This window comes from Subdoligranulum sp. DSM 23681 (assembly GCF_057005535.1).
In genome coordinates, this window is the sequence record NZ_CM168050.1 from 56137 (window position 1) to 68185 (window position 12049).

The window sequence follows — 12049 nt, forward strand, 5'->3', positions numbered from 1 at the left end:
CAACTCAAGACATATAGTTGGATTATAATACTTTTTATGACCAAGGGCAAGAGTTATATCCATATTTCGTATAAATATGCAGCTTTTTTCAAGCTACATGCAAGAATCAGTCGTCGGTCTCTGCCGGAACATCCATTCCGATCGCCTGCAAAGCTGCCAGACGGCGCGCGTGCATCCGGTTTTCCAACTGTCCGACAGTCCAGCGATAGGCCGGCCACAGAAACAGGCTGGCCGCCACCCAGGCCGCCGGATTAGAAAGTTCGGCGCCAAAGTATCCCAGACGCGGAACCAGTGTGATAGCCACCACCGTACGGGCCACCATCTCAGCCACGCCGGCCATCATCGCCAATGTGGAATACCCAAGTCCCTGAATCACATAACGCCAGACGATCAGCGCCCCCAGGGGGATAAAGAACAGGCTGTTCCAGAACATATATTCACTGGCCATGCCCACAATGGTGGTTTCGGCAGCGGTATCAATAAACAAGCCGATGATTACCACATCAAAGAAATGCAGGAACACCGCTGCCGCCAGTGAGTAAACGACGATCAAAAACAGCGCACTGTTGGTTCCCCGGCGGATACGCCCCAGCTTGGCCGCTCCCAGGTTCTGCCCCGCATAGGTAGCCATAGCCGTGCCGATGCTTTCCAGCGGTATGGTAATGATGTTCTGGGTCTTGCTGGCGGCCGTGACCGCAGCCACAGCAGTGGAGCCCAGTACGTTGACTGCGCTCTGCATAATAACGGAGCCAATAGCGGTAATGCTGCACTGCAGCCCCATGGGAATGCCCATTCCAGAAAGCCGGATACACACTTCGGAATTAAACTTCCGTTCGTCCCCTTCCATTTTCAATACATGAAAGCGGCGCAGCATGTACAAAAAGCTGATCACACCCGAAATGGCCTGAGAAAGGTCCGTGGCTATAGCAGCGCCCAGCACTCCCATATCATATACAATAATCAGGTACAGGTCCAATCCCACGTTCAGCACACTGGTAAAAATCAAAAAATACAGCGGCGTTTTGCTGTCCCCCAACGCCCGCATCGTCGCGGACACCATATTATAAAGAAATACAAAGGGGATTCCTGCAAAAATCCAGCCGATATAGGTGGAAGCCTGGTCAATGATATCGGCGGGTGTCTGCATCAGCTGCATGATGGGGCGCGTCAGAATCACGGTGGCTACCGTAAGGACTACGCTCATGGCGACACACAGCCAGCCAGCATTGGCAACATAACGTCTCATCTGAGAATAATCCCGTGCCCCGAAATACTGTGCAATGGGAATCGCAAATCCGTTGCAGATGCCAATCACAAAACCAAGAATCAGGTAGTTCACCGATCCCGTAGCCCCGACAGCTGCCAGCGCATTGACGCCTACGAACCGTCCGACAATGATGGTGTCCGCCAAAGAATAAAACTGCTGAAACAGGTTTCCCAGCACCAGCGGCAGCGTAAACGCAGCAATGACCTTCAAAGGCATTCCGCTTGTGAGATCTTTTGTCATTTCACTTTCCCCTATCCACCAAAATACAATGGCGCGGCCAAAGCCGCGCATGAACGTGGTGATAATTATACTATACCCGAGCGGAAAATCAAGCAGCTGAAAAAATAATTTTTGCTTTGCGGCGAAAACAAAAACAAAAACAAAAAAGCCTGACCAAGATGGTCAGGCTTTTTTGGCAGGGGTAGAAGGATTCGAACCCTCGGCACGCGGTTTTGGAGACCGCTGCTCTACCAACTGAGCTATGCCCCTACATAAAAGACCCACAGTTTTGCAGCTGTGGGTCTTGCGCTGGAGCTGATATCCAGATTCGAACTGGAGACCTCATCCTTACCAAGGATGCGCTCTACCGACTGAGCTATATCAGCAAATGGCGACCCGAATCAGGCTCGAACTGACGACCTCTAGCGTGACAGGCTAGCGTTCTAACCAACTGAACTACCGGGCCATAACCAGCGGTTGCTTTTGCCTTTGGCGCTTGGCCTTGGCGGCTGCAACGTTGATAATTATAGCCGAGGAATACCAAAATGTCAACAGGTTTTTTGCATTTTTTTGAAAAATATTTGGATTTTCTTATTTTTGTCTTTATATCGAAGTTTTATGTTCAAAATAGTTTGAAATTTTCGGTTTTGCAATTCAACCTACAGCATGGTATGATGATAACAGATGCCTTATGGCTGATGGAAGCGCCCTTTTTCCAATCCCCGAGCCATCAAGAACTGCTTCAAGCAAAGGGAAATCGCTGCTCCTAACAGTACAAGTCCTCCTTCCGGACCAAACTGCAGAAGAGCCATCGGTGCGCCCAATACCAATATGGCCAGACCTGCCACAGTTGACTCCCCCGCCGCGAGAACCAGCAGGCTTCCGCCCAGGCAGGCCAGCATTCCGGTAAAGGGTAAATACAGGACAAGCCAGATGCAGATCAAAGGCAAGGATCCTTCCGCCTTTCCGGGCTCCAGGACAATGTGCGCCATTAGTAATCCCAATCCTGCGTATAATATGGGAGAGGGATGCCGGCAATGCTTTCACAGTCACCGCTGCCGCCGCACAGCATACAACCATCTTTGTTACGCCTAGCATCAGGTGCACCAGCTTTCCCAGACCTGTTTCCCGCTGGCACAGAAAACCTTTGATATTCCTATCCGACAGCAGCACCCCAAACAATGCACCAAACGCAAGGCAGCCCAAACGAAGCAAAATCGTACTGCGCTCCATGTCATATCCCCCCTTTGTATATAGTATATCCATTTCCTGACCGGCAACCACTGTCACGGTCGGCAGATTCTGAATATCGAGGTACCTTTTATGGATTTTGAAACATTGAAAGCCGAATGTCTTGCCTGCCGCCGGTGCGGCCTTTGCGAAACACGCAAAAACGTGGTATTCGGACAGGGAGTTCCCAACGCCGAAGTACTGTTTGTGGGAGAAGGGCCCGGTGCCAACGAAGATGAACAAGGTCTTCCCTTCGTCGGACGAAGCGGAAAACTGCTGGATAGTTACCTGGAAGCCATCGATCTGGACCGTAACCGCAACATCTTTATTGCCAACATCGTCAAATGCCGACCGCCGGAAAACCGCGATCCTCTGCCGGAGGAATCCGCCGCCTGCATGCCCTGGCTTCGCCAGCAGTTTCAGCTGCTGCGTCCCAAGATCGTGGTTTGCCTGGGACGCATTGCCGCACAGCAGATGATCGACAAAAATCTGTCGGTCACCAAAGATCACGGAAAATTCTTCAACAAGCAGGGAACCCTGTTCATGGCGACGCTGCATCCGGCTGCGCTTCTGCGCAATCCGCACAGCAAGCCCTCTGCCTTCGAGGACTTCGTCGCCCTGCGGGACAAGATCAGCGAAGTCTGTGAACACACTTATTGAGCCGCTGCTGTTCCCGTATTTTAAGTAAGGTGAACGTCCTTTTTTTCATCTTCCCTGCACCAAACCGCTTCTTTTTGCATAGCATAGCTCAGATTCTTACCCACAAAGGAGGTTTTGAGTTATGCAATGTAAACCTGTCCTGGACTTCTTTTTAGGCGCACTTTCCCCTTCCGGCTTTACCGGATGGTTTGCCGAAGCCGCCGCTGACCCCACTATCACGCCCTGGCTGATCAAAGCCGGCCCGGGATGCGGCAAGTCCACCCTTATGCGTCGGCTGCTGGAACGGGACGCTGCCGACTGTCGTCGTGACGGCAGCTGGATCGAGCGTATCCACTGCTCCAGCGATCCGGAGAGTCTGGACGGTGTTCGGATGAGCGATGTGAAGGCGCTGGTGCTGGATGCTACCGCTCCTCACACGCTGGATTGCAAGTTTCCCGATGCCGCCGAGCGTCTGATCCCGCTGTATGACGCCCTGGATCATGGCTATCTGGTATCGCATCGGGAGGAGGTACTGCAGATTGGCCGGGACCACGCTCGCCTGATGCAGCAGGCTTCCGCCCACTGGGCCTTGGCCTGCGCTGTCCTGCTGCGACGCCGGATGCTGGCAGCCTCCTATCTGGATGAAAAGAAGCTGCGCGCCTTTACCGGCCGCCTTGCTGCACGTACCATGCCGGTCCGCCGCGGCACCAAACCCGGGCTGCAGCATATCCGCGTTCTTTCGGCCCCTACCCCCAAAGGGCTTGTCCTGTTCCGTGAAACCATAGCCCAGCTGGCCTGCAAAAAGTTATACGTCGTCCACGATCCCTATGGAGCTGCGGCGTCCTGCATGATGTGCCAGCTGGCCGATTACGCCCGTCTGAACGGGTATGACGCCTATATTTGCCGCTGTGCCAGTGACCAGCGCGGAAAGATCGATCACCTGTTTATTCCTGCCCTCGGGTTGGGGTTCGTGACCAGCAACCCCTGGCATACCATGGATTTCCCTGGCCAGACCAACATTCACGCCGCACGATTCACCGTCGGCACCCCCGATGCACGGCAAAAAAGGCTGCTGGCTTACCACAAAAAGCTGGCTTTCAGCCTGCTGGAAAAAACCTGTGAGGCCCAGGCAGCTGCTAAAACCATGCATGATGCATTGGAGCGGTATTATGTGCAGGCATCGGATTTCCAAACCGTAGACCGCATCCGCGCCCGGGTGGAGCAGGAATTGTTCGAAGAATAAAAAATATGGAAGGAGCCATAAACCGTTGATGTCTGCCCAACTTTCTGACAACCAGACACCGCTGGCCGTCGCACTGTCCGTGCGGCGGCTTGTTGAATTTCTTTTAAGGACCGGCAGCATTGACAGCCGTTTTTCCGGATTCGACCGCGCCAACGAGGGTGCCCGAATCCACCGTCGGCTGCAGCGCGCTGCCGCTAAAGAGCATGAAGATTACAAAGCCGAAGTGGCACTGCGGCAGGAGTATCTCTGCGACAGCATTGCCTATACCCTGGAAGGTCGTGCCGACGGCATTTTTACCCGAGAGGGCATTCCGGTGATTGAAGAGATCAAATCCACCACTTTGCCTGTGCCGGACATCACAGAAGATCACGCCCCTGAACACTGGGCACAAGGACAGCTGTATGCAGCCATCTATACCCTGCAGAACAACCTGCCCCAAGCCACAGTCCGGCTGACTTATTTCCAGGTAGACGAAGAGCTGACTGTACGTTTTGAGCGCACCTATACAGCTGAAGAGCTGGATGCCATTGTGCACGACTTACTGCATCAATATGCCCCCTGGGCTCGTTTTTCAGCAGACTGGAAGCAGAAAAGCCGCTCGGCGCTGCAGACGCTTGCCTTTCCTTTTGCCGGCTATCGCCCGGGGCAGCGGGCTATGATTACCGAAGTATACAAGATCTGTCAGGATGGCGGCCAGCTGCTGTGTCAGGCGCCTACAGGTATCGGCAAAACCATGAGTGTCCTCTTTCCGGCGCTGAAAGCAATAGGCAATGGTGTGGAAGGCCCCATCTTCTACCTGACAGCCCGCGGGACCACCCGCGCTGCCGCCGAATCTGCCTTGGCATTGCTTCGCGCCGGTGATACGGCGTTGCCCCTGCGCAGTGTGACACTGACGGCCAAAGACAAAATCTGCCTGTGCGAGAGCCGGGAATGCACCCCGGATGCCTGTCCTTATGCCAACGGTTATTTTGATCGGATCAAGGATGCCTTGTGGGATGCATTGCAGGACCCGTCGGGGGCGCTGGGCGCCGCCCTTCTGCAGGAATACGCCCGGAAGCATCGGGTATGTCCTTTTGAGATGGGTCTGGATTTGTCACTGTGGAGCGACGTCATAATCGGCGACTACAACTATCTATTTGACCCGGTGGTACGTCTGCAGCGCTTTTTTGAATCACGGGGAGATTATCTTTTTCTGATCGATGAGGCCCACAATCTGCCGGATCGGGCCAGCGAAATGCACAGTGCCACATTGGAAAAGACCGCTTTTTATCAGGCCAAAAAAGACTTGGGCCAAGGCAAGAGCTCTCTGAAGACAGCACTGAGCAAGGTCAATTCCCATTTCATCGAGTGGCGGCACCGGTGCGAAGAGGAGGCCGCAAAGCCAGGAGCCCAGTTTGGGCAGACAATATTTGAGACAGCGTCGGACCAGACCTTTGACCGCCTGCTGTCCAAACTGTGTGAGCAGTTGGAAATCTGGCTGGACGAACATCGTGAGCCAGATGAGCTGCACGCCGAGTTGCTGCAGCTGTACTTTGATTCCCGAAGCTGGCTCCGGGTGTCCGAAACATTCGATGAACATTTTGTCCTTCAAATCAATTCTTATGGCTCCAAAGTCCGTGCATCCATGCTCTGCCTGGATCCCAGTGACTTCTTGGCCGCCGACTTTTCGCTGGGACGGGCCGCGGTCCTCTTCAGCGCCACGCTGACACCTGCTGCCTATTACAAAGACCTGTGTGGATTAAGGCAGGCACGGGCCGTAGCCCTGCGCAGCCCCTTTTCCCAAGATCATATGACCCTGTTATGCGCACAGAACGTAAGCACCCGGTATCGCGACCGGGAAGGCAGTGCTTCCACTATTGTTTCCTATCTGGCTGCCATGGTACGGGCTCATACAGGCAACTATCTGGCTTTTTTCCCCAGCTATGCCTATATGGAAAAGGTCTATGAAAGTTTCTGCACGGAGCACCCTGATCTTACGGTTTGCAAGCAGGAGAGCACCATGAACGAGGAGCAGCGAAAAGCCTTTCTGGACCAGTTTGTCCCTCATCCTGCCCAAAGCTTGTTGGGGTTTGTGGTCCTGGGCGGGGTGTTCGGAGAGGGCGTGGATCTGACAGGGGACCGACTGGTCGGGGTGGCAGTGATCGGGCCCGGCTTGCCTCAGGTCAATTCCCGACAGGAACAGCTGCGCGACCATTTTGAAAAAACCAGAGGCAGCGGCTTTGATTACGCCTACCGTTTTCCCGGTATGAACAAAGTTTTGCAGGCTGCCGGCCGCCTGATTCGCACCCCGGAAGATCGTGGCGTGGTACTGCTGTTCGACGACCGCTTTCTCTCGCCGGATTACCTGCGTCTGATGCCGCCCCATTGGTCTCACCTGCGCACCGTATACGCAGAACAGGACCTGGAAGACGCGTTACAGGCGTTTTGGCAGGATGGAACCACCGATACTCCCAAATAAAGAAAAGCCGTACAGCCCCCCTTATGCAGGGCCGTACGGCTTTTTGATTTTATTGTTCTGCCTTTTGCATGCGCAGCAGGCTGTAAGGCATCAAAGGTGCTTCGCAGGGGATGGTATAGTGCATCAGCGGATGCGGTGTGGCATCCACATTTTCGCCCTCCTCATTCTTGATCCAGGCAGGAGTCAGCATCACCACCGAACCATCCGGCTGCAGCACTTCCAGGGTATCTCCCAGGTTGAACTTGCTGCGCTGGGTACAGGAGGCCACGCCATTTTCCCAATTGTCCACCGTTCCGACGAAGTCCCAATCCCGCACATAGCTATGGCTGGGAGTCTGCAGGGCTTTTTCCTTGCCGAAATAGAAGCCCGGAGAGTAATGGCGGTGACTTGTACGGTTGAGTTCCTCAATGACCGCATCGGGCAGTTCAAAATTATCACTGCGCGGATCGGCCAGATACGTATCCAAAGCACGGCGATATGCGCTGGTCACCGACGCCACATAATAGAAGGTCTTGGCTCGTCCTTCGATCTTCAGACTATCCACGCCTGCCTTGCAGATCAGGTCAATGAACGGTGCTGTGCAGAGATCGTTCGCATTCAGAATGTAGCTGCCATCCTCGTTTTCGCCGATTTCCATATACTGCCCCGGCCGCCGCTCCTCCATCAGATAGTATTTCCAGCGGCAAGGCTGGGCGCACTCGCCCCGGTTGCCGCTTCGCCCGGTCATATAACTGGACAACAGACAACGGCCGGACACGCTCATGCACATAGCGCCGTGCACGAAAGCTTCCAGTTCCAGCTCCGGCGGTGTGTTATCCCGGATGATGGCAATATCAGTCAGACTCAGTTCCCGGGCAAGAACCACCCGCTTGGCACCCATCTTGTAGGCCTGGGTGGCGGCAGCATAATTGGCAATACCTGCCTGGGTAGAAAAATGTACTTCCACACCGGGGGCATATTTCTGGGCCAGAGCCAGTACGCCAAGATCGGCAATAATAAAGGCATCCACACCGGCATCGGCAGCGTCCTTCATGGCTTGGGGCAACCGGTCCAGTTCTTCATTGGTCGGCAAGGTATTCAGGGTCAGGTATACCCTGCGGCCGCGGGCGTGGGCAAAAATGCAGCCCTCCCGCAGTTCGTCATTGGTCAGATTCGGCGGTGCGGCACGCATGCCGAACTGCGGCAGCGCGCAGTATACGGCATCCGCTCCGTACAGCACCGCATATTTCAGTGTTTCCAGGCTGCCCGCCGGGGACAGCAGTTCAGGCTGTGAAAGCATATACGTTTCCTTTCTGCTTTTTAACTACGCCAGCCAGCCTTAACACAATTTTGTTCGTGTTCGTCGGCGGTTTTGGCGTAGAAATACTGCCCCGCATATTCGGTATCCGGGTGGCCTGTGACAAAGAAGTAATAGCCTTCCGCCATGAATTCCTCATCCGGGTTCAAAGCAGCATCAATGGCATCAATCCCAGGGTTGGAAATAGCCCCGGCCGGCAAGCCGCTGATGCGGTAGGTGTCATACGCGGCCAGTACTTCCTCCGGAATGGCACCGGCTTCCGGCCAGCCCATATACTCCGCCATAGGCGAATTCCACAGATAGTTGTTATCGCCATCCTGCATGATATCACTGCTGGCATTGGATTCCAGCTTGTGTTCCGCCCACAGGGGATCATCCGATTCCAGACGGTTGTGGAAACAGGCGCTGACCTTGTAATCCTCCGAAGGAAGACCGGCTTCTTCCTGAATGAAGGAGGCCAGAATGACCACCTGGTCCAGGGTAGTTCCCTTTTCCTCAATGGTGGACATCAGACCGGAGGTTTTGGAGTCGAAGGTCGAGTACAGTTTGTCTACGATATCATAGACGCTGGCGTCAGAGAAGAATTCATAGGTGTCCGGGAAAAGGTAGCCTTCACATTTGAGCAGGCGGCCCTCATTGTCCGGAATCTGATTCCAGAATTCGTACTGGCTGAAATCAGAGCCGTCTTTGCCTTCGGCGCAGTTCAGGAAGGTTTCCACGCTGTCTACCAGCCCCTGGTCCACAAAAATCTGGGCCACGCCCACAGCTGTGGTGCCCTCGGGGATGGTTACCCGTACCGTCTCACGGAAGACTTTCTGTTCCGACAAGGTCGTGATGATATCGTTGTAGGACATGCCGGCATGTACCTGGAAATCGCCATACTGCAGTCCGCCGGCACGGCCGCTGTACTTGGTGTACAGCTTGAAGAGCCAGTCATATTTGATGACATTGTTCTGCTTCAGCACCTGGGCAATATCCCCCACGCTGGAGCCTTGTTCCACAGTGACGGTCACTTCCTGCCCGACCGTACCGTGACCATCCACTTCTCCATAAAATTGCAGCATGTTCCAGCCTGCAAATGCCACTAAAGCCAGAATGATCACAACTACCAGCAGACCAACCGGGAAGCGGCGTTTTTTGACCACCACTTCCTCTTCTTCCTCCGGTTCCGGATCATCAAAGCCACCGTCCTGGGTCACATCATAGGCACGATGCTGCGGCTGTTCCGGCACAGGTTCACGACGGGTCGGCCGCTGGCTTTCCGGTTTAGGAGAAGAAGACGGTCCCGTTCCACGATTGATTTTCATCTTTTTCGCTCCTTTTCGCCTGTGCATAGGCAGGCATTTTGTACAGGGCCCCGCGATTACTGCAGCAGCCGGAAATATACGTCCGTGATGGGAAACGGCTTTGACAGGAAACGGATCATACCATATCCGCACCGCTTCCCTGCTCCCAGGTATAAGGTCTGGTTTTCTGCCAGAAGGATGCTGGCATATTCGGCGCCGGTCTTCTCCCGTGCTGCCTGCAGCAGGATATCGGCACAGTGATCATTGTCCGCCTGCAGTTCCATCACTTGCAGCACATCCCCCTGCTGACAGAAAAGGCCATATCCCCGATGATTGGAAACAATGGTCATTCCTTTTTGGTACAGCCGGGTCACCATCTCTGCAACAGTCGTTTCCGGCAGGGTGATGCAGGCAGGTTGATACCGCATGCGGGCATCGATCAGCCGGCGCACCGTCATATTATCAAATTCCGCCACGGCGCGCAGATTGTGTTCGATGGGTTTTCGTACCACACGCAGCGGAAAGGCATTCTTGAAATCCAGTTGTTTCAAGGCCTGTCCTGCATGAGGGGATTCCGGAACGGTGACGGCAAAGTCATATCCGCCCGCCGCGTAAGCCCGCAGGCATGTATCCAAAAGATGGCTCATCAGCCCCCGGCCGCGCAGCTCTGGACGGGTGAGCATCCCGCAGAACCAGACCCCCCTTCGGTGTCCGCATTCCACCGGCACAGCCCCCAGCAGGGCAGCTGGAACGCCGGGTTTTCCATCCGTTCCGGCCCGTTCCAGGACCAGCACATTCTCCAACCCGGCCATATTCCGGAGCCACGATCTGGCTTCCTGCATATCAGTGCCAAAGGATTGTGCGCGCAAATCCGCCAATGTATCCACATCCTGCGCAGTGGCTTTGCGCAAAACAGCAGCCATTCCATCTGCCCCCTTTCCCGCCGGCTTTCAGGCCGTCACAGCACGTCTGCCAGCTTGGAAAGCACTTCGGCGTGGATATCTTCCACACTGCGCATGGTCTTGACACCATTTTCTTCCTTGGTACAGACAATGCGCCGCCATCCCAGTTTCCGGGCACAGTATTCAGCCGCCGCCCGTGACCGGGCCAGATACTCCGCATCCTTTTCCTGGATGTCCATCTTGTTTTTGTCTCCGTGGTAGCGCTCGGCAATCAGTTTCTGAGAAATATCCACGTCTACAGACAGGTATACCACCGCATCCGGCGCCGGAATGCCCATCTTTTTATATTCAAAATCGAACAGCCATTCCAGGAAACCATCCCAGTGCATGGGCGGCAGTTTGGAACACTGGTGCACAGCATTGCTCGTGGTATACCGGTCCGAAATGACCAGTCCTCCACGGCGGTAGAAATCGCCCCAGTTGGTCTTGTAGCTGGCAAAGCGGTCCACCGCATAGAAGGTGGAGGAAGCAAATGCATTGACATCATCCGGTTTTTGGCCAAACTTGCCGGACAGGTACATCTTTACCAGCGCAGAAGAATCGCTTTCATAATCCGGAAAAGTGATCTGCCGCAGTTCCTGCCCGCGGTCACGCAGAGTCTTGCACAGCAGGTCGGTCTGCGTGCCTTTGCCGGAACCATCCAGCCCTTCAAAGATGATCAGTTTACCCATGGTTGAGTACCTTCTCTTTCATTTCGGAGTATTGCTGCCGCACCTGCGCCTGTCGGCCGCAGCACATGCGGCCTTCGGGACAGGGACCGGTCAGACAGCGCGGCCCTGCTGCCGCAAAAATGTGCGGTGCCAACGGCAGAACCAGCTCCAGCATCCGGTCTGCCACAGCACGGATTTCCCATTGTGCCCGTTCGCAGCAGCGCAGCTGGAAAAAGTTGATCAGGCTGCGGCAGTTCATGGTCATTACCATTTTTGTCTCGCAGGCATTGGGTAATACAAACCGGGCATCCTCATTTGCCTTTTTGGACGCCTTGGCACGGGCAGCCTTCTCATCCAGCCCCTCCGCCATAAAGGTTTTGGTATGGGCGTCTTCCAGGGTTCTGACCAGTTCCAGATACCGGCGGGCATCCTCGTTCATGGAATCAATAAACTGCGTCTTCGCCTCCGGAATGGCTTCGATCTCCGGCGGAATAACATAGCGGAAATCTTCCAGGCGGACATACCGCTGACTCTGCACGCTGAAAGAAGCGATGCGATGGCGGGTGACCTGTGCCAGGAACGTGCGGCTGACCCCTTCGATGCCAAATGTGAAGGAGGCATGCTCAATGGGGCTGGCATGGCCCACATCATTCAGCCGCTGCAGAAAAGCGGCTGTTTTTTCCGGCGTCAGGCCGTCCAGCAATGTCTCAATATGAGCATCGGAATAGCAAAGTTTGGCCGCTGCGGCCACCGTTTTTTCCGGGTCGTTGGTATGTGCGATCAGGTTGACCAGCATGG

10 protein-coding genes and 3 tRNA genes are annotated in these 12049 nt (G+C 54.7%); 3 read left to right on the forward strand and 10 right to left on the reverse strand.

Annotated features, from left to right (window positions below; genetic code table 11):
* Nucleotides 1–106 precede the first annotated feature (106 nt).
* The 5 genes from AC127K_RS00250 to AC127K_RS00270 form a co-directional block, all read right to left on the reverse strand.
* The gene (locus AC127K_RS00250; RefSeq protein ID WP_483721148.1) at nucleotides 107–1507 is read right to left on the reverse strand and encodes an MATE family efflux transporter; all 1401 of its coding nucleotides are present in this window, start codon (nucleotides 1505–1507) and stop codon (nucleotides 107–109) included.
* A gap of 173 nt (nucleotides 1508–1680) precedes the next feature.
* Nucleotides 1681–1756, reverse strand: a tRNA-Trp gene (locus AC127K_RS00255).
* Nucleotides 1757–1796: 40 nt separating this feature from the next.
* Nucleotides 1797–1872 (reverse strand) — tRNA-Thr (locus AC127K_RS00260).
* A 3-nt stretch (nucleotides 1873–1875) separates the two neighbouring features.
* Nucleotides 1876–1952 (reverse strand) — tRNA-Asp (locus tag AC127K_RS00265).
* Nucleotides 1953–2175: 223 nt separating this feature from the next.
* Entirely contained in the window at nucleotides 2176–2478 is a 303-nt protein-coding gene (locus AC127K_RS00270) for a hypothetical protein (protein ID WP_483721149.1), read from the reverse strand.
* 331 nt (nucleotides 2479–2809) lie between these two features.
* On the opposite strand from AC127K_RS00270, the gene AC127K_RS00275 reads away from it, so the two are divergent.
* The 3 genes from AC127K_RS00275 to AC127K_RS00285 all read left to right on the forward strand — a co-directional run bounded on the left by AC127K_RS00275 (nucleotide 2810) and on the right by AC127K_RS00285 (nucleotide 7056).
* Entirely contained in the window at nucleotides 2810–3376 is a 567-nt protein-coding gene (locus tag AC127K_RS00275) for a uracil-DNA glycosylase (RefSeq protein ID WP_483721150.1), read from the forward strand.
* Nucleotides 3377–3497: 121 nt separating this feature from the next.
* Nucleotides 3498–4598, forward strand: coding sequence for a hypothetical protein (locus tag AC127K_RS00280; protein ID WP_483721151.1), 1101 nt, complete (start codon nucleotides 3498–3500; stop codon nucleotides 4596–4598).
* A 28-nt stretch (nucleotides 4599–4626) separates the two neighbouring features.
* Entirely contained in the window at nucleotides 4627–7056 is a 2430-nt protein-coding gene (locus tag AC127K_RS00285; RefSeq protein ID WP_483721152.1) for an ATP-dependent DNA helicase, read from the forward strand.
* 49 nt (nucleotides 7057–7105) lie between these two features.
* On the opposite strand, the gene AC127K_RS00290 is transcribed toward AC127K_RS00285, so the two are convergent.
* The 5 genes from AC127K_RS00290 to thyX are packed head-to-tail and all read right to left on the reverse strand — an operon-like array spanning nucleotide 7106 to nucleotide 12047.
* On the reverse strand, nucleotides 7106–8335 hold the full coding sequence (locus AC127K_RS00290) for a peptidase U32 family protein (protein WP_483721153.1): 1230 nt from the start codon (nucleotides 8333–8335) through the stop codon (nucleotides 7106–7108).
* A 20-nt stretch (nucleotides 8336–8355) separates the two neighbouring features.
* Nucleotides 8356–9660 carry an endolytic transglycosylase MltG gene (mltG, locus tag AC127K_RS00295; protein WP_483721154.1) on the reverse strand — a complete coding sequence of 435 codons (1305 nt, stop codon included), beginning with the start codon at nucleotides 9658–9660 and terminating at the stop codon, nucleotides 8356–8358.
* Between the two features lie 56 nt (nucleotides 9661–9716).
* Nucleotides 9717–10562, reverse strand: coding sequence for a GNAT family N-acetyltransferase (locus tag AC127K_RS00300; RefSeq protein ID WP_483721155.1), 846 nt, complete (start codon nucleotides 10560–10562; stop codon nucleotides 9717–9719).
* A gap of 35 nt (nucleotides 10563–10597) precedes the next feature.
* Complete coding sequence (locus tag AC127K_RS00305; RefSeq protein ID WP_294541216.1) at nucleotides 10598–11272, reverse strand: dTMP kinase; 675 nt, start codon at nucleotides 11270–11272, stop codon at nucleotides 10598–10600.
* Nucleotides 11265–12047, reverse strand: coding sequence for an FAD-dependent thymidylate synthase (thyX, locus tag AC127K_RS00310; protein ID WP_483721156.1), 783 nt, complete (start codon nucleotides 12045–12047; stop codon nucleotides 11265–11267). The genes AC127K_RS00305 and thyX overlap by 8 nt, the downstream gene beginning before the upstream one ends.
* Nucleotides 12048–12049 lie beyond the last annotated feature (2 nt).

Bases quoted from the DNA above. Each gene is read 5' to 3' on its own strand.
- AC127K_RS00250 (WP_483721148.1), bottom strand. From the start codon at position 1,507: ATGACAAAAGATCTCACAAGCGGAATGCCTTTGAAGGTCATTGCTGCG.
- AC127K_RS00270 (WP_483721149.1), bottom strand. From the start codon at position 2,478: ATGGCGCACATTGTCCTGGAGCCCGGAAAGGCGGAAGGATCCTTGCCT.
- AC127K_RS00275 (WP_483721150.1), top strand. From the start codon at position 2,810: ATGGATTTTGAAACATTGAAAGCCGAATGTCTTGCCTGCCGCCGGTGC.
- AC127K_RS00280 (WP_483721151.1), top strand. From the start codon at position 3,498: ATGCAATGTAAACCTGTCCTGGACTTCTTTTTAGGCGCACTTTCCCCT.
- AC127K_RS00285 (WP_483721152.1), top strand. From the start codon at position 4,627: ATGTCTGCCCAACTTTCTGACAACCAGACACCGCTGGCCGTCGCACTG.
- AC127K_RS00290 (WP_483721153.1), bottom strand. From the start codon at position 8,335: ATGCTTTCACAGCCTGAACTGCTGTCCCCGGCGGGCAGCCTGGAAACA.
- mltG (WP_483721154.1), bottom strand. From the start codon at position 9,660: ATGAAAATCAATCGTGGAACGGGACCGTCTTCTTCTCCTAAACCGGAA.
- AC127K_RS00300 (WP_483721155.1), bottom strand. From the start codon at position 10,562: ATGGCTGCTGTTTTGCGCAAAGCCACTGCGCAGGATGTGGATACATTG.
- AC127K_RS00305 (WP_294541216.1), bottom strand. From the start codon at position 11,272: ATGGGTAAACTGATCATCTTTGAAGGGCTGGATGGTTCCGGCAAAGGC.
- thyX (WP_483721156.1), bottom strand. From the start codon at position 12,047: ATGCTGGTCAACCTGATCGCACATACCAACGACCCGGAAAAAACGGTG.